22 protein-coding genes are annotated in these 22,492 nt (G+C 72.1%); 7 read left to right on the top strand and 15 right to left on the bottom strand.

Going from position 1 to position 22,492, the window contains the following annotated elements:
• Positions 1–51 precede the first annotated feature (51 nt).
• The 3 genes from ACH35V_RS18800 (at position 52) to ACH35V_RS18810 (ending at position 2,734) form a co-directional block, all read left to right on the top strand.
• The gene (locus ACH35V_RS18800) at positions 52–1,029 is read left to right on the top strand and encodes a threonine/serine dehydratase (RefSeq protein WP_395973859.1); all 978 of its coding nucleotides are present in this window, start codon (positions 52–54) and stop codon (positions 1,027–1,029) included.
• A 32-nt stretch (positions 1,030–1,061) separates the two neighbouring features.
• Entirely contained in the window at positions 1,062–1,646 is a 585-nt protein-coding gene (locus ACH35V_RS18805) for a dihydrofolate reductase family protein (protein WP_395973860.1), read from the top strand.
• A 284-nt stretch (positions 1,647–1,930) separates the two neighbouring features.
• Positions 1,931–2,734, top strand: coding sequence for an NAD(P)-binding domain-containing protein (locus tag ACH35V_RS18810; RefSeq protein WP_395973862.1), 804 nt, complete (start codon positions 1,931–1,933; stop codon positions 2,732–2,734).
• A 260-nt stretch (positions 2,735–2,994) separates the two neighbouring features.
• Here the strand turns inward: ACH35V_RS18810 and ACH35V_RS18815 are convergent, their stop codons facing one another.
• From ACH35V_RS18815 to ACH35V_RS18825, 3 genes are read right to left on the bottom strand one after another with little or no spacing between them, the layout of a single operon-like run.
• A complete protein-coding gene (locus ACH35V_RS18815) occupies positions 2,995–4,422 on the bottom strand; it encodes a hypothetical protein (protein WP_395973864.1) in 1,428 nt (475 codons plus the stop codon).
• A gap of 43 nt (positions 4,423–4,465) precedes the next feature.
• Positions 4,466–5,332: a formyltetrahydrofolate deformylase gene (gene purU, locus ACH35V_RS18820; RefSeq protein ID WP_395973866.1), complete on the bottom strand. Its 867-nt coding sequence runs from the start codon at positions 5,330–5,332 to the stop codon at positions 4,466–4,468.
• The gene (locus tag ACH35V_RS18825; RefSeq protein ID WP_395973868.1) at positions 5,329–6,207 is read right to left on the bottom strand and encodes a methylenetetrahydrofolate reductase; all 879 of its coding nucleotides are present in this window, start codon (positions 6,205–6,207) and stop codon (positions 5,329–5,331) included. The genes purU and ACH35V_RS18825 overlap by 4 nt, the downstream gene beginning before the upstream one ends.
• 283 nt (positions 6,208–6,490) lie before the next feature.
• On the opposite strand from ACH35V_RS18825, the gene ACH35V_RS18830 reads away from it, so the two are divergent.
• Positions 6,491–7,300, top strand: a complete 810-nt coding sequence (locus ACH35V_RS18830; protein ID WP_395973870.1) for an IclR family transcriptional regulator — start codon at positions 6,491–6,493, stop codon at positions 7,298–7,300.
• A 49-nt stretch (positions 7,301–7,349) separates the two neighbouring features.
• Here ACH35V_RS18830 and ACH35V_RS18835 read toward each other — a convergent pair whose 3' ends face one another.
• From ACH35V_RS18835 to ACH35V_RS18855, 5 genes are read right to left on the bottom strand one after another with little or no spacing between them, the layout of a single operon-like run.
• Positions 7,350–8,246 carry a fumarylacetoacetate hydrolase family protein gene (locus ACH35V_RS18835; protein WP_395973872.1) on the bottom strand — a complete coding sequence of 299 codons (897 nt, stop codon included), beginning with the start codon at positions 8,244–8,246 and terminating at the stop codon, positions 7,350–7,352.
• Between the two features lie 49 nt (positions 8,247–8,295).
• Complete coding sequence (locus tag ACH35V_RS18840) at positions 8,296–9,372, bottom strand: mandelate racemase/muconate lactonizing enzyme family protein (RefSeq protein ID WP_395973874.1); 1,077 nt, start codon at positions 9,370–9,372, stop codon at positions 8,296–8,298.
• Positions 9,369–9,719, bottom strand: coding sequence for a Rieske (2Fe-2S) protein (locus tag ACH35V_RS18845; protein ID WP_395973876.1), 351 nt, complete (start codon positions 9,717–9,719; stop codon positions 9,369–9,371). Before ACH35V_RS18845 ends, ACH35V_RS18840 begins: the two co-directional genes overlap by 4 nt.
• The gene (locus tag ACH35V_RS18850; protein WP_395973877.1) at positions 9,716–10,441 is read right to left on the bottom strand and encodes a dienelactone hydrolase family protein; all 726 of its coding nucleotides are present in this window, start codon (positions 10,439–10,441) and stop codon (positions 9,716–9,718) included. Before ACH35V_RS18850 ends, ACH35V_RS18845 begins: the two co-directional genes overlap by 4 nt.
• Positions 10,442–10,445: 4 nt before the next feature.
• On the bottom strand, positions 10,446–11,114 hold the full coding sequence (locus ACH35V_RS18855) for a cupin domain-containing protein (RefSeq protein WP_395973878.1): 669 nt from the start codon (positions 11,112–11,114) through the stop codon (positions 10,446–10,448).
• Between the two features lie 193 nt (positions 11,115–11,307).
• On the opposite strand from ACH35V_RS18855, the gene ACH35V_RS18860 reads away from it, so the two are divergent.
• The 3 genes from ACH35V_RS18860 to ACH35V_RS18870 all read left to right on the top strand — a co-directional run bounded on the left by ACH35V_RS18860 (position 11,308) and on the right by ACH35V_RS18870 (position 14,393).
• Positions 11,308–11,925: a PadR family transcriptional regulator gene (locus tag ACH35V_RS18860; RefSeq protein WP_395973879.1), complete on the top strand. Its 618-nt coding sequence runs from the start codon at positions 11,308–11,310 to the stop codon at positions 11,923–11,925.
• Between the two features lie 171 nt (positions 11,926–12,096).
• On the top strand, positions 12,097–12,747 hold the full coding sequence (locus ACH35V_RS18865; RefSeq protein ID WP_395973881.1) for a TetR/AcrR family transcriptional regulator: 651 nt from the start codon (positions 12,097–12,099) through the stop codon (positions 12,745–12,747).
• The gene (locus ACH35V_RS18870; protein ID WP_395973882.1) at positions 12,744–14,393 is read left to right on the top strand and encodes an FAD-dependent monooxygenase; all 1,650 of its coding nucleotides are present in this window, start codon (positions 12,744–12,746) and stop codon (positions 14,391–14,393) included. Before ACH35V_RS18865 ends, ACH35V_RS18870 begins: the two co-directional genes overlap by 4 nt.
• Positions 14,394–14,467: 74 nt before the next feature.
• Here ACH35V_RS18870 and ACH35V_RS18875 read toward each other — a convergent pair whose 3' ends face one another.
• The 7 genes from ACH35V_RS18875 to ACH35V_RS18905 form a co-directional block, all read right to left on the bottom strand.
• On the bottom strand, positions 14,468–15,778 hold the full coding sequence (locus tag ACH35V_RS18875; RefSeq protein ID WP_395973883.1) for a RidA family protein: 1,311 nt from the start codon (positions 15,776–15,778) through the stop codon (positions 14,468–14,470).
• Complete coding sequence (locus ACH35V_RS18880) at positions 15,775–16,758, bottom strand: fumarylacetoacetate hydrolase family protein (protein ID WP_395973884.1); 984 nt, start codon at positions 16,756–16,758, stop codon at positions 15,775–15,777. Before ACH35V_RS18880 ends, ACH35V_RS18875 begins: the two co-directional genes overlap by 4 nt.
• 73 nt (positions 16,759–16,831) lie before the next feature.
• Entirely contained in the window at positions 16,832–17,923 is a 1,092-nt protein-coding gene (locus ACH35V_RS18885; RefSeq protein WP_395973885.1) for an enolase C-terminal domain-like protein, read from the bottom strand.
• 5 nt (positions 17,924–17,928) lie between these two features.
• On the bottom strand, positions 17,929–18,855 hold the full coding sequence (locus ACH35V_RS18890) for a ketopantoate reductase family protein (RefSeq protein ID WP_395973887.1): 927 nt from the start codon (positions 18,853–18,855) through the stop codon (positions 17,929–17,931).
• Positions 18,856–19,005: 150 nt separating this feature from the next.
• Positions 19,006–20,349, bottom strand: a complete 1,344-nt coding sequence (locus tag ACH35V_RS18895; RefSeq protein ID WP_395973888.1) for an MFS transporter — start codon at positions 20,347–20,349, stop codon at positions 19,006–19,008.
• 287 nt (positions 20,350–20,636) lie between these two features.
• Positions 20,637–21,941 (bottom strand): MFS transporter, encoded by a 1,305-nt coding sequence (locus ACH35V_RS18900; RefSeq protein WP_395973889.1) that lies wholly within the window; start codon positions 21,939–21,941, stop codon positions 20,637–20,639.
• Positions 21,942–22,232: 291 nt separating this feature from the next.
• Positions 22,233–22,481 (bottom strand): hypothetical protein, encoded by a 249-nt coding sequence (locus ACH35V_RS18905; RefSeq protein WP_395973890.1) that lies wholly within the window; start codon positions 22,479–22,481, stop codon positions 22,233–22,235.
• Positions 22,482–22,492 lie beyond the last annotated feature (11 nt).

Consider the following 22,492-nt stretch of genomic DNA (forward strand, 5'->3'; position numbering starts at 1 on the left):
AGTTCGATTAACGTCGTCCAGGTCCGGAAGCCACGAGGAAAGGCGGCGCGCATGGATCTGGACGTGGCGCGGATCGAGAAGGCCCTACAGGTGATCGATCCGGTGTTCCTCAACACCCCGCAGTACCTCGACGAGCAGCTGTGCCAGGCCTTGGGCGGCCGCGCGGTGACGGTGAAGCTGGAGACGGCCAATCCGGTGCGCAGCTTCAAGGGCCGGGGCGCCGATCTGATGCTGAGCACGCTCGCCCCCGGCACTCCGGTGGTGTGCGCCAGCTCGGGCAACTTCGGGCAGGCCGTCGCCTACGCGGGACGGGCCCGCAGGATACCGGTCGAGGTTTTCGTGCCCGTGACGGTCAATCCCGCCAAGCGGGAGCGGATGGAGACCTTCGGCGCCCGGGTCATCGCGGCCGGGCCGGACGGCTCGTCAGCACGGAAGGCCGCGGCCGCCCATGCCGAACGCCATCCTGACCGCGTCTACCTGCAGGACGGTCTCCAGGCGGCGATCGCCGAAGGCGCCGGGACGATCGGAGTCGAGCTGACCCGCGGCGCACCGGGCGGCGCGGGCGGTCCGGGTTTCGACGCCGTCGTGCTCCCGGTCGGCGATGGCGCGCTGATCAACGGCGTAGCGCGCTGGATGAAGGAGCACGCTCCCGGCACCCGGATCGTGGGGGTCAACGCCGAGGGCGCCCCCTCGATGCTGGAAAGCCTGCGCGCCGGCCGCGCGGTCCGCATCGAACGCGCCCGCACCTTCGCCGACGGCATCGCGGTGCGCACCCCGCCGGAGGCCTCGGTGCGGCGGGCCCGCGCCCTGGTGGACGAGATCGTCCTGGTCACCGACGAGGCCATCGCCGCCGCCATGGAGCTGGCGGCGCGCACCCTCGGGATCGTCCTGGAACCGGCGGGGGCGGCGGGCCTGGCGGCGATCGCCGAGGGCGCGGTCCCCGGCGACCGATTGGCAACAGTGCTGACCGGCGCCAATCCGCGTCCCGAACAGGCGCGGCTGAGGGTGAGCAAGCAGGAGTCGCGCTGATGAGCTGCGACGTGGAAGACAGGAGAAGGTTCATGTCTGTATCAGTGCTCGACATGTCGATGTCGCTCGACGGGTACGTCGCGGGGCCGAACGACAAACCGGGCAACCCCGGTGGCGACGGCTTCGTCCGGCTCCACGAATGGGGCCTCACGGCGGATGGGGAGTTCCGCCGGTCCGGTCCGGCCGGGGAGGTGCTCGGCGACATGGCGGCGGCCGGTGCGGTCCTGGCGGGACGGCGCACCGCGGAGCAGGTCGATCACTGGGGCGGTGATCACAACGGTCAGGGCATCCCGATCTTCGTGGCCAGTCATCGGCCACCCGGCCCGTCCGTCGCGAACTATCCGCTGGTGACCTACGTGACCGACGGGATCGAGAACGCGATGGCCCGGGCCAAGGCCGCCGCCGGGGACCGGCACGTGCACGTGATCGGCGCCTACACGGCGCAGCGGGCGATCGAGGCCGGGTTGCTGGACGAGGTGCAGGTCCATCTGGTCCCGGTGCTGTTCGGCGGTGGCCGGCGGTTGTTCGACGTGCTGTCGTCGCGCGTGGAGCTGGACATCGTCCGGGTGATCGACACACCGGAGGCCACCCATATCCGCTACCGCATCCGCCGCTGAGCCGGTCGGTGACGCCGGGCCGGGCGGGGAAGGGCTCCCAGCCCGGCAGCCCTCTGGCCGTCGCACTCCTATGGACGAGACCGCGGCGCGGTGAGACCGGCTCCGGCGGACTCCGCGTGTGACGGGCGGACACCGACCATCCCGGCGACACGAGCCACGGCTCCCCCTCCCCGAACACGCGGCGGGATTCGGTGCGGGGGGCCGCGGGGCCGCGAAACGGATTCGCCCAATACCAACTCAACGTCACCGACCAAGACCGACCCGGGGCACGACCACCACGCGCCATGGAGGTAGACGCAGTGAAACGCATCGGCATCATCGGAGTGGGCGAGCTCGGCCGGGCCATCGTGACGGGCCTGTGCGACGGGGGCGACAGGTCGCCGGAGGTGTTCCTCTCCCCTCGAGGAGCAGGCACGGTCGCGGAGCTGTCCGAGCGCTTCGAGGGCGTGCGGGTGTGCGTCGACAATCAGGAGGTGGTGGACCGCTCCGAGGTGGTGATCATCGCCGTGCGCCGCGAGGACAGGCACGAAGCACTCGCTGGCCTGAGGGTGGACGGCGACAAGCTGGTGGTCAACGTGATGGCCGGCGTCGGCAACGACGACCTGCGCCGGACACTGGCCACCGACGTCCCTCTGGTACGGGCCATTCCCCTGCCCGCCGTACGCGAACGCCGCTCCGTCACGGTGACGTACCCCTCGCACCCGACGGCGAACTCCCTCTTCGAGTACTTGGGCGGGGTGCTCCCGGTCGCGGACGAGGCGGCCTTCAACGTCTTCTCCGCGCTGACGGGAACGCTGACCACCCACTACTTCTATCTCGCCAAGCTCACGTCGTGGGCGGCCGGCCACGGCATCGCCACCGACGACGCGGACAGCTACGTTCGCAGCCTCTTCCAGGGCGTCGGCCGCGCCCTGAGCGATGAGACCCGCTCTTTGCACCAGCTCGCGGCCGACCACGAGACCCCGAACGGAAGCAACGAACGCATCCGCACCACGTGGTTCACCCCGGCCAACTCCGAAGCCCTCAACCAGGCCCTCGATGACCTCCTCACCAGCCTTGAGGGACAACGGGACAACGATCAGCGGTAATAGCAGCCCACTCCCCCGATGCTGCTCGGCCTATTGCCGGGTGAGATCGGCATGCAGGACGACCCAGCCGGCGCGACCGTTCGGCGAACGCCGCGGAGAACAGATCGATGCGCGCGGGGTCGGCTTGCGCCCAGCAGGGGAACTGCGCAGCCAGCGGTTTCGGCCGGGTTTGCCGCCCCTGAGGAGCCACGCGATCAGCAGGCCGAGCGACGGCGGCCGCGGTCGGACGGGGGTTCCGCCTGCGGCGGCTTCCGCGGGGGCTACGGCCTCCTAGGGGCGCCCATCGCGGCGCGCTGCGCTTCGCGGACCTGTTTCGAGTACGGGACCGGGCCGACGGTCGCGCGGATCTGCACCTGCTCGTGCCGTTCGACGTGCGGTTTCCGGGAGCCGCCGTTCGGTTCGCCCCAGGTGAGGACGACCTCCGTACCGGGAACGGCGTGCTCCTCGTCAAGCATGGCCAGGGAAAGGGCCACACCCTCGTTGATGTTGTATCCGCAGTGGCAGGAAAGGCCGACCATGCGGCCGTCCTTTCCGCGGACCTCGTCGAAATGCGGGAACCCGTAGAAGGCGACCGGGAACTCGATCGACTTGTACCTGGGGCCGGATCCGAACTGGGAGCCCATCACGCGAAGGACGTCCTCCTCGTTCCAGGCGAGGGTCACCCTCCTGCGGTGCGGTCCGCCGGCCATGCTCTCCAGCGCCGGACGGCCGATGAAGTCGTGGTCGAACTTCAGGAAGCGGTCGTATCCCAGGTTCCAGGGCGTGACGTAGTAGTCCTCGATGTCGGACGAATAGAAGCTGCCGCCGAGTTGCGTGTTCCCCTCCCAGCTCTCCGCGGGAAGCCATTCCCTGAACCCGCGCAGCTCCTCCCCCGTGAAAATGCCGGGGAGCGGGTAGGCGATCCATCCGCTCTCGAAGATCGTGCTGAAGTACGAGCGGGTGCCGCCCTGCACCATCCCGTGTTTCTCCCCCGCGGCCAGGATGGCTGACCGGACGGTGTCGAGCTCGTCATAGGGGCCCGACAATTCCACGCCTTGATGGCCGGCCATGCCGTGCCGCAGCACCAGGACCTGGACGCCGGAGATCGTCACCCGCGCGGTCCTGAAGAACGGGATCTCCGGCATCGTCCCCGCCGTGACCTCGTCGAAGATCTTCCCCGCGTTCGGGCCGTCCAACTGGAAGCGGTAGCGGACCCGCCGTCCCCTCGGGTTGTACGGGGTCGGCGCGTCGCGCTCGATGGAGACGTCGAAACCTCCCGTCACCGCCTGGTATTCGACCCAGTTCAGCACGCTCATTCCGCTGACGAGCTCGAAGTCGTTCTCGCCGAGGCAGTAGGCGATGCAGTCCCCGATGACGTGCCCGCGGGGCGTGCACACGACGAGCTGCTTGGCCCGGTCGGGGGTGAAGTTCGCGAAGCCGTTGATGCCGACGCGGGTCAGGAGGCGCAGCGCGTCGGGGCCTTTGAGGAAGAGCTCGGGCATGTGGTGCGACTGGTCGAACAGGATCGCGGTCTCCCGCCAGGCCCGCTGCTCGTCCCGCCAGTTGGTGAAGTCCGGGGGGATGAACGCGGCGGTGAGGCTGGTCCGCGCGCGGAAATGCGGGGCGATGGTCTCGTTGTAGAAGTGGTCGACCAGATCGGGGGTCTCGTCGACCAGGTCCTGGAGAGACTTTCCGTTTCCCGTTCCCATTCGGGCTCCTGTTCTCGGTATCGCTGCCGGCGGCCGCCGCCGGTCAGAAGACGATCGTCCGGTTCCCGTGCCGGATCACGCGGTCCTGGAGATGCCACAGCACGGCCCGGGCCAGCACCTGGCGCTCGATGTCCGCGCCGCGCCTCGTCAGTTCGGCGACCGTGTCGGAGTGCGACACGCGGATCACGTCCTGCTCGATGATCGGTCCCTCGTCGAGGTCCTCGGTGACGTAGTGCGCGGTCGCGCCGACGAGCTTGACGCCGCGCTCCTTGGCCTTCTGGTACGGGCCGGCGCCGATGAACGCCGGGAGGAAGGAATGGTGGATGTTGATGATCGGCACCCCGACCTCGTCGATGAACGACCCGGTGAGGATCTGCATGTACCGGGCGAGGACGATCAGGTCGGCATTGCCGGCGACCAGCTTGACGATCTCCGCCTCGGCGGCCGACTTGTCCCGTCCCCGGGCCGGCACGTGGAAGAACGGGATGCCGAAGAAGCGCACGTCGTCGGCGACGTCGGAATGGTTGGAGATCACCATCGGGACGGTCATCGGCAGTTCGCCGCGCCGCTGCCGCCACAGCAGGTCGAGCAGGCAGTGGTCCGATCTGGAGGCGAGGACGGCGACCCGCGGCGGGACGGAGAGGTCCCGGAGCCGCCAGTGGAGCCCGAGTTCCTCGCCGACGGTGGCGGCGAGGTCCTTCTCCAGCGCCGGAATGGTCGCGGCGAGGTCCGCGAGGTGCACGACGGTCCGCTGGAAGAACGCGCCGCCCTCCGGGTCGTCGCTGTGCTGGTCCAGCGCGACGATGTTCGCGCCGTGCCGGGCGAGCACTCCGGCGACGGCGGCGACGATTCCGGGTTTGTCGTCGCCGTACACCATGAGGCTCGCGCGGTCCTGCTGAACTGTGCTCATCGCGTCACCATCGATTCGTCGTCCCGCACCCATTCGGCCGTCACGCGGATGCCGCCGAAGGTGTAGAAATGCAGAGCGACATCTCCGTGCCGGACGGGGTCGATCTGTTCTTGCAGCCTTTTGATGAAGCGGCCGGGCCCGGCGGTGCCGAGCAGGTTCGTCAACGAGAACCCGTATTTCTGGACGATCCCCGCGGACGACTGCACGCCGAACCGGCGCGCGTACCGCAGGAGCCGCTTCACGCCGGCGGGTCCCGGCACGCCGATCCGGACGGGCGCCTCGACGCCGCGGCGCCGGAGCTCGTCCAGCCAGGCCACGGCGGGCGCCGGGTCGAAACCGAACTGCGTGATCACGGTCGCGCCGAGCGACTGCCGGTGAAGGGCGGCGCGCTTGTCCTCCAGCGCGCGCCACAGTGTGGGCGTGTCGATGTGCGGGTGCCCCTCCGGGTAGCCGGCGACGCTGACGTGCCGGACGCCGGACCGCGCCAGCGCGCCCGACCGGATGACCGCCAGCGCGTCCGCGTACGGGCCGGCGGGCTCGGCGAGGTCGCCGCCGACGACGCAGATCTCCTCGGCCGCCCCCGCTTCGGCGAGCGCGGCGAGGTACTCCGCCAGCTCCGACTCCGAGCGCAGGCGCCGGGCGGAGATGTGCGGAACGGGGCGAAGCCCGCGCTCGCGCACGGCCCGCGCCGCCGACACCCGTGTCGCGAGGTCTTCGCCGGCGAGGAATGTCACGTTGACCCGTGTCCCCGGCGGAATGAGCCCGGCCGCGTCCGCCAATGCCCCGGCGTCCTTGCCCGTCATTTCCAGCGAGAAGCCGTCCGCCAAGGCCGTCCGGCGTCCGCTTCTCTCGGATTCGATGCTGTCGAGCTCCACCGTCCACAACCTCCTGAAAGCGGCTCGGCTCGACGCTAGGACGGCGCGGTTTCCCCGAACGCGAGATTCGGTATCGCAGAATCGCCGCCCGCCGCCCGCATCGGGCGCCTACTTTCGTCATGGGCCGGCTCTTTCGCGGCGCCGGGCCGGTGCGCGGCGCCGTCCGCGCCCAGGGTCGTGACCAGCGACGATGTTGACCGCGCCGCCGGTGGCTCGGTAAGTTTCCAGATACTTATCTCGTGACTTATCCGGTCGAGGGCCGGCCGCACGTAGGAGGATCGGGATGTCCTCTTCGGAGAGAATGCCTCCGGCATACCCCACGAACGCGCTCGACCGCGGCCTCCGGCTCATCCAGCTCGTCCGCGACGAGGGCCGCGTCCGGGTCACGGACGCCGCGGAGGAACTGGGCGTGGCGGCGTCCAGCGCGCATCGGCTGCTCCAGACCCTGGTGTACCGCGACTTCCTCGTCCAGGACGAGACCCACGCCTACGTTCCCGGGCCGGCCATGTCGGCCGGGGCGGCGCGCATCGCGTGGAGCCGCGGCCTCCGCCGGACCGCGGCGCCCCACATGAGCCGCCTCGGCGAGCTGGTGGGGAACTCGACGAACCTCGCGATCCGGGTCGGGAGCGAGGTCCGCGTGCTGGCGAGCGCCACCGTGCCCGGCAGCACCTACGACTGGCGCGGGTCGGTCCTGCCCGCCCACCGGACCGCCAGCGGCAAGGCGATGCTGTCGCTGCTGCCCGACCCCGACCTGGAGGGCATGTACCTCGCCGAGGGCGTGGACACCGCCGTCCCGGTCGCGGAGTTCGACCGGCTCATGGACGGGATCGGCTGGGTCAGGCGCACCGGCTGGTCGGTCTCCAAGGGCGAGTGCGAGCGGACCGTCACCGCGATCGGCATCCCGATCCGGAGCCGGTCGGGCGCGCCGCTCGGCGCGATGACCATCACCACGCACGGCCCGTCGAGCCTGGTGGGGCCGGGTCTCGACCGGACCGTCCGGTACATGCGGCAGGCGTGCGCCCGGATCGAGGCGGAGATCGAAGGAGACCTGGAGGCACCCGTGCCCGGGGAGGCCGTCGCCGCCACGGCATGACGACGGCGGGCGGGCCGGTTCGGTCCGGCCCGCCCGCCGTGAAACGCGGTCAGGAGCCGGAGGATCCGGCCTTCCGGACGGGCAGGCTCATGGCCCCGAGGCCGCTGATCGCGACGTCGATGACGTCGCCCGCCTCGATCGGCCCCACCCCGGGCGGCGCACCCGTCATGATCACGTCGCCCGGCTCCAGCCGCATCAGCCGGGACGCGTGCGCGATGATGCGCGCGACCGGCGTGATCATGTCGGCGGTGCTGACCTTCTGCCGCACCGCCGTGCCGATGCGGAGCTCGATGTCGAACGCGTCCGGGGCCCCGGCCTCGTCCGCCGTCGTCAGCCACGGCCCCAGCGGGGTGAACGTCTCGTAGCTCTTGCGGCGGGAGCGGTCGCCGGTGCCGCGCTCGGTCAGGTCGAGGCCGATGAGGTAGCCGAGCACGTGGGACAGCGCCGTCTCCTCCGGGATGTCCTTGCCGCCGCGGCCGATCACGAGGGACAGCTCGCTCTCGTGGTGGATCTCGCGTCCGGCGGCCAGCGGCGCCGCGGGCAGCAGCACCGGGTCGTCCGGGCCGCTGATCGAGCTCGGCGCCTTGAGGAAGACGTCGAAGTCGAGCAGCCACGCGCCCGTCCCGCCGGTCTCGCGCGGCATGACGGACTCGCGCATCTCGGCGACGTGCGCGGCGTAGTTGGACGCGCACGCGACGATCTTGCCGGGGTTGAGGACCGGGGCGCGGAGCCGCACCTCATGGAGCGGCCGCGCCGTTCCGCCGCGCGCCGCGGCGGCCAGGCGCGGCCCGGTCTCCGCGAAGTCGCGGCACAGCCGGACCCACCAGCCCGCCCCGAACGGCTCACCTGAATGGGGCTCCGGGAGCGCGTCCGTGACGTCGGTGATCGAGGCGTGGTCGGGGTCGACGGCGCCGAGCCGCCAGTCGTCGAAGATCGCAAGTCGCATGGTCTCGCTCCGTTCGGGCGGGCCGGGCCGTCCGGGCACCGGCCGGGGGTCAGGCGGACGTGTACCGGTCGAGGGCGCCCTGGTCCCAGAGGAGGCCGTGCCCCGGCCGGTCCGGCGGGACGGCGACGCCGCCGGACACGGTGAGCGTCTCGGCCAGCAGGTCGTCCAGCAGCGGGAAGTGCTCGATGTACGTCGCCGGCTTGGCCGCCGCCGCGAGCTGGATGTGAAGCTCCGGCAGGAAGTGCGGCGTGACCGGGATGCTCGCCGCCTCGGCGAGGGTCGCGATCCGCAGCCACTCGCTCACCCCGCCGGTGAGCGGCGCGTCCGGCATGAGGATCGCGGCGGCTCCCCGGTCGAGGTACTGCTTGAACTCGAACCGCCCCTGCAGGTGCTCCCCCACGGCGATCGGCACCGGGGACCGCGCGGCGAGCAGCGCGTGGCCTTCGACGTCGCCGGACGGCAGCGGCTCCTCCAGCCAGGCCACGTCGAGCTCGTCCAGCCGGTGGGCGAGCCGCTGCGCGTCGGCGAGGTCGAGACGCTCGTTGCAGTCGACCATGAGCCGGACGTCCGGGCCGACCGCGTCCCGCACCGCCGCGACGCGCCGCACGTCCCGCTCGATGCCGAGGGCGCCGGCCCGCAGCTTGACCGCGCGGTACCCCTCCTCGACGTAGGCGAGCGCGCCCGCGACGAGTTCGCCGTCGCTCATCCGGTGGGTGGCGCGGCCGCTCCCGTACACCGGGACGCTGTCGCGCTGCGCGCCGAGCAGCCGGAAGAGGGGCAGCCCGGCCGTCTGGGCGCGCAGGTCCCAGACGGCGATGTCCAGCGCGGACAGCGCGGGCAGCGCGACGCCGCGCCCGACCCGGTGGGTGGCCGCCCACAGCTCGTGCCAGACGCGGTCCCAGTCCAGCGGGTCGAGGCCGGTGAGGCGCGGGCCGAACGTCGTGTCGACGATCGCCCTGGCCCCCTCCACCCCTCCGGTCAGCGCGTAGGTGAATCCGGTGCCCGTCCGGCCGTCGACGTCGCGGACGGTCACGTGGAGGACCTGCAGGCTCGTGGCCCCTGATCCGCCCCGCGCCGCGCCGAAGGGGACGATGACCAGCCTGGTGGCGACGTTGTCTATCTTCATTGGTCCTGTTCCGGTGCGGGCAGTGCGAGGTACAGCCAGCCGTCCCTGACGTCGGTGGGGTACACCGCGACCGACTGGCCCCGGCGGTCCGTCCGGGCCCCGGTCGCGAGGTCGTACCGCCAGGCGTGCAGCGGGCAGGCGACCTCGCCGCCGGCGACCTCTCCCTCGTTGAGCTCGCCGGCCATGTGCGGGCAGTGGCCGGCGAGGGCGTGATAGCCGTCCTCGGTGTGGAAGACGGCTATCCGCTCGCCGTCGACGTCGACGGCGACCGCCTCGCCGCGGGGCAGCGCGCCAGCGGGCGCGAGCCGCACCCACTCCGCGGCCCGCGCCCTGCCGGTCGCGGTCACTCGCCTTCCCGCAGGTAGTACGCGAGGTACTCGTGCGTGCGGGCCCAGGCCGTGGTCGCCGCGACGGGACGGTAGACCTCCGGCCGGAAGTCCTCGTGGAAGGCGTGCCCGGCGCCCGGATAGGTGTAGATCTCGGCCGGCATGCCGCGCAGCCGGTCGGCGAGCTCGCGGGCGTCGGCGACGGGCACGAGGTGGTCGGCCTCGCCGAAGTGGCCGAGGAACGGGCAGCCGGCCTTCTCGGCGGCGTCGATCGGGGACACCGGCTTGGTGTCGCTGAGCTCGCCGTACCTGAGCATGCCGTAGAACGTCACGGCGCAGCTCAGGCCGGGGACGCGGGACGCGGCGAGCAGCGCGTACGTGCCGCCGAGGCAGAATCCGAGCGCGCCGACGCGGGTGACGCCGGGCTGCTCCTTCAGCCACGCCACGGCGGCCGCCATGTCACCCAGCACGGTCTCGTCGGCCAGCGCGCCGACCGCCGCCATGATCTTCTCGGGGCTGCTCAAGTCCGGGGCCCGGCCGCCTTCGCGGGCGTAGTAGTCGAGCACCGCGACGGCATACCCCGCGTCGGCGAGCCGCCCGGCCTGCCGCAGAACGTAGTCGTTCACGCCCGCGATGGCCGTGGTCAGCACGACCGCGGGCCGCTCCGCGCCGCCCGGGTCGGCCACGACTCCGCCTGCTCCGTCGGCGTTGAACCGCACTTCGGTGAACCGCTCGTGTCGCATCGGCTCAGCCCTCGCCGCCCATGTCCCGGGTGACGCTCCAGGACGGGCTGGCGCCCGTCACCATGTGCCGGATGTTCTCCTGGCCGAGCGGCTCCTCCCAGAAGAGCGTCCGGCTCACCGCCATCATGGGCATGTCCTGGACGACGTACATCAGCGTGTCCTCGTCCCCCTCGGCGTAGTGCGCGTGGTACGCCCACGACGGGCAGGCGAGGGTGTCGCCCTTCTCCCAGTGGAACTTCGTCCACGTGGACCCGGCCTCCTGGACGGCGGTGTATCCGCGGCCCTGCAGGATGTGGTAGATCGCGACGGAGTTGTGCCGGTGCGGGGGCACCTCCTCGCCCGGGTGGATGAGCTGCCAGCCGATGAAGATGAACGGGGACGCGCCGACGAGCTCGCCGGTGTCGCCGTTGACCGTCGTGCAGAAGCGCCGCTCCGCCTCCCGCAGCGGCTCTTCGGCGAGCCGGTCGAGCGTCGCCTTCACGTCGGAGAACTTCCAGAACGCGGGCCGGGTGTCCTGCTTGCGGACGACCTTGAAGTAGTCGTCGGCGTCCAGCACCTTCGCCGTCTCGTTGCTCTCCCGGACCGAGCGCATCTCCGGCAGGAGCTCGCGGTACTCCTCGATGCTGATCGCCCTGCCGGACTTCCCGCCCGCGCCATTGCCCTGTGCGGCCATCGTCTCACCTCGTAGCTCGGCCTGATTCACTCACTGCTTAGGTAAGTGCTTAGCTAAAATAAGGCCACGCGGGTCCCCCGCCTGTCAAGACCCGCGCGACGAGCGACCGGGGCGGGTCGCGGGCGGAGCGGGGACGGGACGCCGGCGAGGTATGCTCGCCCGGTAAACACGCGGTGACCACGCAAGGGGATCGGTGTCACTACGCCACGCTGCTCTCGCCCTCCTGGCCGCTCAGCCGATGACCGGCTACGAACTCGTCCGGTACTTCGACGACACGGTCGGCCTGATGTGGGCCGCGTCGGACAGCCAGATCTACCCTGAGCTGCGGCGGATGGAGGCCGACGGGCTGATCCGCGCGGAGACGATCCCGCGCGGCGAGCGGGCCGAGAAGCGCCTCTACAAGATCACTCCGCGCGGCCGGGCGCGGCTGCGCGCCTGGACCGGGGAGTCGCTGCCCTACCCGCCGGAGCGCAACGTCCACCGGCTCCAGATCACCTACGGCGAGTTCACCAGCCTCGAGAACGTCCGCAAGAACCTCAACGAGCATCTCGACTACTACACCTGGCGGCGGAACCAGTGGGTGAAGCTGCTGGAGACCATCCGGTCGGAGCAGTTCCCGCTGATGCGCGTGCGGCTCGACAAGAGCCGTCCCGAACTGCGCCGCCGCATCATCGCCTTCAAGGCGCTCGCGCTCGAAGGCCAGGTCGCCCACGCCGACGCCGAGATCGCGTGGGCCCGCCGCGGCCTCCAGATGATCGACGACCTGGACCGCGCCGAGCCCGCCGGCGCCGGGCCCCGCGACGACGCCTGACCCGGCACCTCCTCAAACGACACCGCCTCAACTGACGCCTCGAACGGAGTTCAACGGCGGGTGCCGCGCTGCGCGCGATCTTCCCCGAACGCCGGACCTCGATCACCCTGCCGAGCCGCGATGCCACGCCGGGCATTGACAAATTCAGCAGCCGCTTATTTTATGAGCCGCATGAGCACTGAGGGCAGGCGGCGGGGACGGCCGCGCAAGGGCGAGGAGCAGGACACGCGGCGGCTGCTGCTCGACGCGGCGCTGGACCTGTTCGCCCGGCAGGGGTACGCGACCACGACCGTGCGGCAGATCGCCAAGCTCGCCGGGGTCCACGACAGCGCGATCTACTTCCATTTCGAGAACAAGGACGCCATGTACGCGGCCCTGTTCGACGAGATGGGCCCACCCTCCCTCGAGGCGCTCTGCCCGGACCTGGACGCGATCGCGGCCACGCCCCCCGACGAGGCCGTCCGCGCGCTGGTCGAGCGACTCCTGCGGGTGTGGCTCAGCCCGCGCGGACGGCTCTACGCCGGCGTCGTCCTCCGGGACGGCGCCGGCCGGGAGGGCGCCCGCGGGCTCGCCGAGGCCATCGACGCGGCGCGGCACCGGCTGGCCGGCCCGTTCAAAGCGTGGCAGGCCGCCGGCCTGATGCGCGCCGACCAGCCCGCCGAGCAGCTGGTGTGGGAACTCATGGCCCCGCTCGACGTCATCTGGTTCCTCCGCCTGCGTCCCGACGCGTCCGACGACGATCTCGCGGCCGCCGAACGCCAGGTCGAGGCGCACCTGGACTACTTCCTCGCCTGTACCACCACCAAGGAGGAACGCCCGTGACCGTTCACGACACCCAGGTACTGGTAGTGGGGGCAGGGCCCACCGGATTGACCGCGGCGCTGGAACTGCGCCGGCAGGGCGTCGAATGCATCCTGATCGACCAGCGGACCGAGCCGGCGCGGTACTCGCGTGCTCTCGTCCTTCAGGCGCGGTCCATGGAACTGCTCGACATGCACGGGCTCACCGAGGGGATGGTGCGCGACGGGTACCTGGCCCCGGGGTTCAACTTCGGCGCGGACGACCGCACGCCGATCACCGTGGAGATGTACCACACCGGCAGCCGCTTCCCGTTCATGCTGACCCTGTCGCAGGAGGAGATGGAGCGGGTCCTCACCGCGCACCTCGAACGGACGGGCGGCGGGATCCGCCGCGGGCTCAAGCTCATGCGCGCCGAGAAGCGGCCCGACGCGGTGGTCGCCGAGGTGACCGACGCCTCCGGCGCGCACAGCACGCTGAGCGCCCGGTATCTGATCGACTGCAGCGGGACCCACAGCGTCCTCAGCGGCGACTACGGGACGACCGAGCGGAGCAAGCTGTTCGGCGGGTCCGCGCTCATCGCGGACGTGCTGGTCGAGGGCGACCTGCCGCGCGGGTTCGTCAGCCTCCACACCAACGAGCGCGGCGGCCTGGCGCTGCTGCCGTTCCAGAACGAGTACGTCCGGGTCATCGCCTTCGACATGGGCAAGATGAACGTCCCCCACACGACGCCCCTCGACCTGGCGGACGTCCAGGAGACGGTGGACGCGATCGTCCCCTACCCGCTCCGCCTCAGCGAGCCGCAGTGGATCACCAGGTTCCACTCGCAGCACCGGCTGCTGGAGACCTACCGCGCGGATCGGATCTTCTTCGCCGGCGACGCGGCCCACATCTTCATCCCGGTGGCCGCCCAGGGCATGAACACCGGCATCCAGGACGCCTTCAACATCGCCTGGAAGCTGGCCTACGTGTGCCAGGGCCGGGCGCCGGAGTCGCTTCTCGACAGCTACCACGGCGAGCGCCACCCCGTCGGCGCGCAGACCCGCAGGATCTCGGACAGGCTCTTCCGGATCTTCATCAGCCAGGCGCGGTCGGCGGCGTACCGGAAGGTCAGCAGCCGGGTGCTGTCCACGATCTTCTCCACGAGCCACGTGCAGAACCGGATGAGCGGCCGCGTCACCCAGACCGGGGTGAACTACCGGCACGCGGCGCTGTCGAAGACGCAGCGCTTCGGCGGCGTGCGGAGGGCGGTCCTCAACGCCGGGGACCGGGTCCCCGACCTCGACCTCGCCGACGCGGGCGGGCCCGGCGTCCACCTCTACAGCCTCATGCGCTCGCCCGGCTACACGCTGGTCGGCTACGCCTCGTCCTACACCGCCGAGGCGAAGAGGGTCGCGATGGTCGCCGAGCTGGCCGCGCTGAAGCACCGCCACGCCGGGGCGCTGCAGTGCCTGATGGTGCTCGGCGAGGGGCTGCCGGAGACGGGCGACGTCCCGACGCTCCTGGACGCCAGGCGCGAGCTGCTCCACAAGCTCGGCGCGAGGCCGGGCGACCTCTTCCTGATCCGGCCCGACGGCTACCTCGCGTTCCGCACCAACGCCCCGGACGACCTGGACGGGCTCCTCGCCCCCTGGCTGACCCCGGCGTCCGTCGAGGCGCTGACCGCCTGACGGCGCTGACCGCCTGACGGCGATGAGCCGCCGGCGCGCGCGGCCGGCCCCCGTAGGGCCGCGAGCGCCGGCTCTCAGGGCGCGTAGATCCAGAAGTCGCCGATCAGGGCGGCGCCGGGCGCCGGGAGCGGTCCGGGGACCTGGAGGCACCAGAACGGGTGCGGCTCGTCCCCGTACCGCGCGGCCCAGGCGGCGGCGACCCCGGGGAAGTCGCGGACGTCGGTCACGAAGTACTGCGCGCGGACGGCGTTCGCCATGGACGTGCCCGCCGCCGCGCACAGCGCGTCGGCATGGTCGTAGATCGCGGCGGCCTGGACGTGCCCCGCGTGCGCGAGGCCGTCCAGGGCCTGCGACGTTCCCGCGCCGGCTACGGCGCCGTCCGCCGCCACCCCGAGCAGCCCCGAGGGGAAGAGGAAGTCGCCCGCCCGCACGCACGGGCCGAAGGCGGCGCCGCGCGGCAGCCCGGCGTCGACGACCGACTTCCGCCGCGCCGCCCCGTCCCGCAGCGCGACGAGGTTGATCTCGACGCGTCCTCCGGCGATCCGGAACCCGGCGGCCGGGACGACGGTGAGGGCGCACGGGACGCCGCCGAGGTGCTCGGACCAGACCTCGAGGAACTCCGGCAGATCATCGGCGTCGCCGAGGTAGACCTGCGCCTTGACGGCCGCGTCCCAGGACGACCCGGCCGCGTCGAGGACCGGGGTGAGCTTGTGGACGATGAGGTGCTCCACCTGCCGCCGGATCGCGCTCGCGCCCCAGCGCATCCCCGCGGGGACCGCGGCGCGCGGGTCGAGCGACTCGCCGCCCGCGCTCGCCATCTGGCCGGACACGAAGACGAAGTCCCCGCACGCCACCGCCGGGGCGACGCCCTGCCAGCCGCCGGCCTCGGCCCCGGGCGGGAGGACGGCCTCGGCATCGTGCCCGGCATCCTGCCCGGCGTCCTGCCCAGCATCGTGCCCGGCGTCCTGCCCAGCGTCGGGGCGGACCGCGATCAGCCCCGCGGACACCGAGCTCGTCGCGGCGAAGCAGCGGTCCACGACGACGGACGTGCTGGCCGGGATGTGGTCGCCGCAGACGCGCCGCCGGGCCCGGTGGTACGGGTTGACCGCGTCCGGGCTCGAATAGAACTGGTCGACGCGCACGCCCCGCGACCAGTCGGTGCCGAGGCCGCCGAGCAGCCGCCGCATCTCCGCGAGGACGATCTCGCCCTCCCGCCTGAGCCGTGACTCCCCGATCCCGGGCGTGCTCCCGTCCGCCGCGCCGGTGACCGGGTCGAAGGCCTCCTGGCCCGTGACGAACACCCACCGCCCGGCGGCGACGGCGGGGGCGTAGCGGACGCCCGTCCCGGCGAGGTCCGGCACGACGGTCTTCACGACGCCGGTCATGCGCCCTCCCCGCCGCGCCCGCCCGCCGCGACGACGGGGTTGCTCAGCTCGCCGATCCCCTCGATCCCGACGGTCACGACGTCGCCCGGCCGCAGGAAGACCTGCGGGTCGCGGGCGTAGCCGGCGCCCGCGGGGGTGCCCGTCGTGATCATGTCGCCGGGGCGGAGCCGGTGCCACTGCGAGCAGTAGGAGACGAGCCGCGCGACGCTGAAGATCATTTCGCCGGTGCTCGCCGACTGCATGACCGTCCCGTTCACCGTGGTGGTCAGCTGGAGGTCGTGCGGGTCGGCGATCTCGTCCGCCGTGGCGATCACCGGCCCGCAGGGCAGGAACGTCGGGAAGAGCTTGCCGTTGATCGCGCGTCCCCAGCCCGCCACGACGTCGACCCTGCCCTCGGCGGCGTAGAACTCCGCGGCCCAGTCGCGCGCGGACACGTCGTTCGCGGCCGTGTACCCGGCGACGCACGCCATCGCCTCGTCCTCCGGGACGTCGTGGCAGGTGCGCCCGATCACCACGGTCAGCTCGCCCTCCCAGTCGACCATGTCGGGGAACCGGCGGGGCAGCACGATCGGGCGGCAGTGCCCGGTGAGGGTCTCCAGGACCTTGACGAACACGTACGGGAGCCGGGGCGCGGGCACGTTCCGCATCTCCTGGAGGTGCGTCCGGTAGTTCATCCCGGTCGACAGCACCAGCGCGGGATCCGGAACGGCGGCCCGCAGCGGCGTCACCCCGTACGGGGTGACCGCGCCCTTCTCCCGCAAGCGCGCCAGCTCGGCGTCGTCGGACTCGACCGAGTCCACGATCTTCCGGAGCAGGCCGAGCGCTTCGTCGCCGCCCTCCAGGATGCCGCGCACCGAGGGCGGGACCCACCGGGCGATCGAGCCGGACGCCGGCAGCGCGACGAGGTCGAGCACCTCGCCGGTGGCGAGGAGCACCCCGGCGTGGCCGGCCGCGCCCGCGTCGATGGTCAGCAGTTTCATCGCTTCTCCTGTCAGTGCGGCCTTCTCCAGTGCGGCCTTCTGTGAATGCGGCCCTCTGTCAGTGCGCCTTCTGTCAATGCCGGTCGCAGCGGTGGAACGCCACGCGGTCCGGGTCCCACTCCAGCCCGATCCCGGGACGGCGCGGCACGACCGCCTCGCCGTCCCGGATCTCCAGGGGGCGCCGCAGCAGGGGGTCCGCCCAGTCCACGTACTCCAGCCAGTGGGCGGTGGGGCTCGCCGCCAGCAGGTGGACGCTGATCTCCGGGAACAGGTGCGAGGAGATCGGCGTGCCGCGCGTCCCGGCGAGCGCCGCGGCGCGCAGCCAGCCGCTGACCCCGCCGATCCGCGCGACGTCCGGCATGACCAGGTCGCACGCGCCCCGGTCGACCGCCTCGGCCAGATCCTCGGGACGGTTGAAGTTCTCCCCGATCTGGACCGGGACGTCGAGCGCGTCCGCCACCCGGGAGTTCCCGGCGAGATCGTCGTGCCGGACGGGCTCCTCCAGCCAGGCGATGCCCTCGTCCTGCAGCGCGCGGCCGCGGCGGAGCGCGTCCTCGACGGTGAGCACCTGGTTGTAGTCGACCAGCAGTTCCGCGCCGGGCACGCGGTCCCGGACGGCGCGCAGCACCGCCAGGTCCTCGGCCGGCGACGGGTGGCCGAGCCGGACCTTCAGCGCGCGGAAGCCGCCGGCCAGCAGTTCGGCCTCGTCGGCCGCGGCCCGCGGCGCCATCAGGCCCAGCCCGCCGGAGTTGTACGCGGGCACCGACGCCCGGGCGCCGCCGAGCAGTTCCGCGAGCGGCCGGTGCGCGGCGACGGCGAGCGCGTCCCACAGGGCGATGTCGATCGCGGACAGCGCCATGCGGACGACGCCCGTCACCCCCACGAGCGTGGCACGGCGGGCCAGCTCGCCCGCCGCCCGCCCCGGGGTGACCGGACGCCCGGCGACGGACCCGGCGGCGTCGTGGAGCACGATCTCGATCGCGCGCATCGCCGCCGTGGAGTAGCAGAACAGGTACGCCCGCCCGTCGACGTCCTCCCGCGTCCTGAGGGTGCATAGGAGCAGCGGGGCCGAGCGGACCGTCGCGACGCTCGTGCCGAGGGGGAACCGCATGGGCGCCTCGACGGGGACCGTCTCGACCGACTCGATGGTCAGTGCCCGCTCCACCCCCGTCACCCCCCGCCCCGGCCGTCGGCGTGCAGGGCGAGGATGTCGGCGACGGCGCGGTTCAGCGGCGTGGCGACCCCCGCCTTCCGGCCGAGTTCGACGACGCCGCCCGACAGCCACCGCACTTCGAGGGGACGTCCCCGGTCGAGGTCGTGGAACAGCGACGAGGTCATGTCGTGGGCGACCTCGTCGACGAGCTTCAGGCACTCCTCCGCGTAGTCCTCGGGGAGGGCGACGCCGGACGCCCGCCCGACCGCGACGACCTCGCGCATGAGGTCGAGCAGGAACGCCCTGGTCCGCGGGTTCTCCCGCACCGGCCCGATGGGCAGCCGGGTGGTCGCGGTCGTCGCCGACAGGCCGGTGAGGAACACGAACTTCTGCCAGATCTCCCGCCTGATGTCCGGGCTGACCTCGGCGTTGATCCCGCCCGCCGCGCACGCCTCGTGGAACGCCGCGACCCTGGCCGACGTCCGCCCGTCGAACTCGCCGAAGACCAGCCGCTGCAGCGAGCCGGTCTGCGCGATCACCCCGGGACGCGCGATGTGCGTGGCGACGTAGCCGACCCCGCCGATCACGCGCTCCGCGCCGAACGCGGCCGTGAGGTAGCCGTCCTTGAGGACCCCGTTCTGGAACGACACGACCGTGGTGTCCGGCCCGACGAGCGGCCGGATCTGCTCCAGCGCCGCCTCGACGCCCCACAGCTTGACGCACAGCATCACCAGGTCGGCCGCGCCGGCCTCGGCGGGGTCGTCGGTGGCGCGCACGTCCGGGACGTGGACGGGATGCGCGCCGCCCTCGACCCGCAGGCCGTTCCGCCGCATCGCGGCCAGGTGCGCGCCGCGGGCGATGAACGTCACGTCCGCCCCGCCGCGGGCCAGCAGCGCGCCGAAGAACCCGCCCACTCCCCCGGCGCCGACGATCGCGATCCTCATCGCACCACCCCGGACGGAGCGCCTGCGGGTCCGGACGCCGCCGCGGGGGCGCCGCCGTCGGAAACGGTCATGGTCCTGCCTTTCGTCGTTGCGGCGGCCGGTCCGGCACGCCCGCGTCGGGCGCGCCGGACCGGCCGATGACTGGAAGGGTCACTTCTTTCTCAGCGGCGAGCGATAGGTCTCGGCGATCAGGTAGACGGCGACGAACGAGATCAGCGCGGCGGCGATGAGGTAGAACGCGGGGGCGATCTGGTCGCCGGTCGCGGACACCAGCCAGGTCGAGATGAACGGTGCGGACCCGCCGAATATCGCGGCCGAGACGCCGAGGCTCACGCCGATCCCCGTGTAGCGGACGCGGGTCGGGAACATCTCCGTGTAGAGGGCCGTCCCGGCGCCGAACCCGAACGAGGCGAGCACGGCGAAGACCAGCTGCGCGGCCACCAGGGTGGGGAAGGTGCCCGCCGAGACGAGCAGGAACAGCGGGTACGTCGCCAGCGCCAGCGAACCGTTGAAGAACAGCAGCAGAGGACGTCTGCCGAGCCGGTCCGACAGGATGCCCACCAACGGGATGAGGCAGACGACCAGGCCGAGCGCGATGGAATTCGACAGCAGCGCCCGCGACATGGGCACGCCCAGCTCGGTGTTTGCATAGGACGGCATGTAGACGAACAGCGTGTAGTTCGTCACCGACGTCGAGACGAAGAACCCGACGGCCTTGAGCAGGGTCCGCCAGTGGGTGCGGAAGATGCTCAGCAGCGGCGCCCCGTCCACCTCCCCTTCGTCCGCCAGCTCGCGGAAGGCCGGCGTGTCGTCCAGGTTCAGCCGCAGGTAGAGCCCGATGACGGCCATCAGCCCGCCGAGCAGGAACGGGAGCCGCCAGCCCCAGGACTGCAGGGCGTCTTCGGAAAGGACGGTCGACAGCAGGACGCCCGAGCCCGACCCGGCGAGCAGGCCGAGGACGATCGTGAACTGCTGCCAGCTCGTGTACAGCCCCCGCTTCCCGGGCGGGGCCGACTCCGCGAGGTAGGACGACGAGCCGCCGGCCTCCCCGCCCGCCGAGAAGCCCTGCGTGAGCCGCGCCGCCACCAGCAGCACCGGCGCCCACAGCCCGATCGCCCCGAAGGACGGCAGCAGGCCGATCGCCAGGGACGCGAAGCCCATCATGAGCACCGAGACCGCGAGCGCCGTCCGCCGCCCGAACCGGTCGCCGAAGTGCCCGAACACGAACGCGCCGAGCGGACGGGCCGCGAACGTGAGCCCGAAGGCGGCGAACGACGCCATCAGCGACGCCGTCTCGTTCTCCGACGGGAAGAACGCCCCGGCGATGACGGTCGCGAAGAAGCCGTAGACCGAGTAGTCGAACCATTCGACGAAGTTCCCGAAGCTGCTCGCGACGACGGCGCACCGCGACACGGGATGCCGTTCGACCGGGTCGGCGGGCCGGGCGCCGGCGCGCTCGGAGCGCCTGGGCTCCTGCGGTGTCGTGACTGACATGACCACTCCTCTTCCCCCGAGTCATCGGATCGGACGTGGAACGGTGACCGTTGGATATGAGGGCCGGATGAAGTGTCTGCCGTGTTCCGCGGACCGCGCTCATCGCGGCTCCGGGGGCTCGGTCGGGACGATGCTAGGAACGCGATGGCGGCCTGACCACGAGATTCGGTATCGCAGAATCCCGGCCTGGCGGCGGCGTGCGCTCCCGGCACGTCCTCGACCGCGAGGGCGGGCCTTCGCAGCGCGGGTCGCCCACGCCGCCTCCCGCTCGGACGCGCCGCCTCCGCTCAGGCGTGCCTGCCGGCGCCGGACGGCACCATCATGATCGCGATCGCGCCCAGCAGGGCGCACGCCCCGAACAGGTAGAAGTTCCACTGGTACGACATGCCGGTGTCGACGATCAGGCCGATCGACAGCGGGCCGACGATGGCGCCGGTGCGGCCCACGCCGAGCGTCCAGCCGAGCGCGCCGGCGCGCCGCTGCGGAGGGAAGTAGACGCCGACGAAGCTGTTGATGAGCACCTGGGTGGACACGGCCGCCGAGCCCGCGACGGCCAGCAGCAGGTACAGGACGAGCGTCCCGGCCGGGATGCTGAGCAGGAAGAGGGAGGTCCCGGCGATGAGGAAGGACGCGATGGCGACGGCGCGGTATCCCAGCCGGTCCCCCATGGCCGCGATCAGGCACGAGCCGACGACCCCGCCGATGCTGAGGACCAGCAGCGCCCCGACCGCGGAGCCGAGCTCGTAGCCGGCGTCCCGCATGATCCCCGGGAGCCATGTGCCGAGGCCGTACCAGGTGAGCAGGGCCAGGAACGTGGCGACCCAGAAGCACAGCGAGGCGGTGAGGTTGCGGCCCCGGAACAGGGAGGCCGACGGCGCGGCCGCGTCCTCGGCCGGGGCCTGCGGCGGCAGCGGGACGCCGAACCGGCCGGCGACCGCCGCGGCCTCCTCCGTCCGTCCTCGGCTCACCAGATACTCCAAGGACTCCGGCAGGTAGCGCAGGGCGACCGGAACGATGAGGACCAGCGGCGCGGCGCCGATCATGAACAGCACCCGCCAGCCGGGCTCGGGCAGCAGCGGCAGCGACAGCACGGCGGCGAGCACGCCGCCCAGCGGAATGCCGGAGATCGCCATCGCGTAGATGAGCACACGATGCCGGGGCGGCGCGTACTCCATCAGCAGGGCGGACGCCGTGGGGAGCAGCCCACCGAGTCCCAGCCCGGCGAGGAAGCGCGCGATCCCGAGCACCTCGGGCGAGGGGGCGAGGGCGCTTCCGATCATGCAGAGCGAGAACCACACGAGGCAGGTGATCAGCGGGAGCCGCCGGCCGAGGCGGTCGCTCAGCAGACCGGTGACGATCGCGCCGATCAGCATGCCGAGGAAGGTGACCGCACCGATGACGCTCAGCCCCTTGGCCCCGATGTTCCATCCGGGCTCGTCGTCGAGGGTGGGCAGGACGCTGCCGTAGACGATCAGGTCGAAGCCGTCGGCCACGACGGCGAGCCAGCACAGGACGGTGACGAGGATCGCCGCCTTGCCGCTCGTTCCATGGTGGTCCTTCTCGTGTCGCTTGGACGCTGTGGCACGTTGCATCGCGGGCTCCTCGCTCGGCGATCGCAGGGGTGGGCTGGAAGGTACGGGCACGAGTGACGGGAGCGGGTGCGGGCGGCGGGCCTGGAGGGCACGATGGCCGCGGCGCGCGGCGGAGGGCGCTGACGCGTCGCCGGTTCGGTCAGCCGGTTCGGTCAGCCGGCCCGCTCCGCGGCGCGGACGGCGAACGGGTCCCGGACGGCGCCGGCCGGGCCCCCATCGCAGGAGTCACGAACTTGAGTGCTGACTGCCATGCCCTCTCACCTCCTGAGTCATGGCGATATCACTTACTCTTTAGGTAAGTGTGTATGGAAGTACGCCAGCTTTGCGGTCCGATGTCAAGACCCCTTCAAAGCCGCGAGCGGGCGCGACGGCGCCGGGCGAGGACAGCGACGACGTCGCCTCGCCGGTCCCGGCGGCAGGGCCGCCGCTACCGTCGTCGACCTGCGTGACGATGAACGCGTCGGAGTAGACCGCGGTCCACCAGCCGACCGGATCGGTGCACTCGTCGACGGCGCGGTGGAGCGCGTCGGCGAGCGCCAATTGCAGCCACG

Origin of the sequence: Actinomadura sp. 1N219, assembly GCF_044326405.1 — a bacterium.
Taxonomy (GTDB): Bacteria; Actinomycetota; Actinomycetes; order Streptosporangiales; family Streptosporangiaceae; genus Spirillospora.

What these genes read in the sequence shown, in the direction of transcription:
- ACH35V_RS18900 (WP_395973889.1), bottom strand. Translation starts at nt 21,941, where the DNA reads ATGCAACGTGCCACAGCGTCCAAGCGACACGAGAAGGACCACCATGGA.
- ACH35V_RS18895 (WP_395973888.1), bottom strand. Translation starts at nt 20,349, where the DNA reads ATGTCAGTCACGACACCGCAGGAGCCCAGGCGCTCCGAGCGCGCCGGC.
- ACH35V_RS18875 (WP_395973883.1), bottom strand. Translation starts at nt 15,778, where the DNA reads ATGACCGGCGTCGTGAAGACCGTCGTGCCGGACCTCGCCGGGACGGGC.
- ACH35V_RS18800 (WP_395973859.1), top strand. Translation starts at nt 52, where the DNA reads ATGGATCTGGACGTGGCGCGGATCGAGAAGGCCCTACAGGTGATCGAT.
- ACH35V_RS18850 (WP_395973877.1), bottom strand. Translation starts at nt 10,441, where the DNA reads ATGCGACACGAGCGGTTCACCGAAGTGCGGTTCAACGCCGACGGAGCA.
- ACH35V_RS18855 (WP_395973878.1), bottom strand. Translation starts at nt 11,114, where the DNA reads ATGGCCGCACAGGGCAATGGCGCGGGCGGGAAGTCCGGCAGGGCGATC.
- ACH35V_RS18810 (WP_395973862.1), top strand. Translation starts at nt 1,931, where the DNA reads ATGGAGGTAGACGCAGTGAAACGCATCGGCATCATCGGAGTGGGCGAG.
- ACH35V_RS18890 (WP_395973887.1), bottom strand. Translation starts at nt 18,855, where the DNA reads ATGAGGATCGCGATCGTCGGCGCCGGGGGAGTGGGCGGGTTCTTCGGC.
- ACH35V_RS18805 (WP_395973860.1), top strand. Translation starts at nt 1,062, where the DNA reads ATGTCTGTATCAGTGCTCGACATGTCGATGTCGCTCGACGGGTACGTC.
- ACH35V_RS18830 (WP_395973870.1), top strand. Translation starts at nt 6,491, where the DNA reads ATGTCCTCTTCGGAGAGAATGCCTCCGGCATACCCCACGAACGCGCTC.
- ACH35V_RS18840 (WP_395973874.1), bottom strand. Translation starts at nt 9,372, where the DNA reads ATGAAGATAGACAACGTCGCCACCAGGCTGGTCATCGTCCCCTTCGGC.
- ACH35V_RS18880 (WP_395973884.1), bottom strand. Translation starts at nt 16,758, where the DNA reads ATGAAACTGCTGACCATCGACGCGGGCGCGGCCGGCCACGCCGGGGTG.
- ACH35V_RS18835 (WP_395973872.1), bottom strand. Translation starts at nt 8,246, where the DNA reads ATGCGACTTGCGATCTTCGACGACTGGCGGCTCGGCGCCGTCGACCCC.
- ACH35V_RS18815 (WP_395973864.1), bottom strand. Translation starts at nt 4,422, where the DNA reads ATGGGAACGGGAAACGGAAAGTCTCTCCAGGACCTGGTCGACGAGACC.
- ACH35V_RS18865 (WP_395973881.1), top strand. Translation starts at nt 12,097, where the DNA reads ATGAGCACTGAGGGCAGGCGGCGGGGACGGCCGCGCAAGGGCGAGGAG.
- purU (WP_395973866.1), bottom strand. Translation starts at nt 5,332, where the DNA reads ATGAGCACAGTTCAGCAGGACCGCGCGAGCCTCATGGTGTACGGCGAC.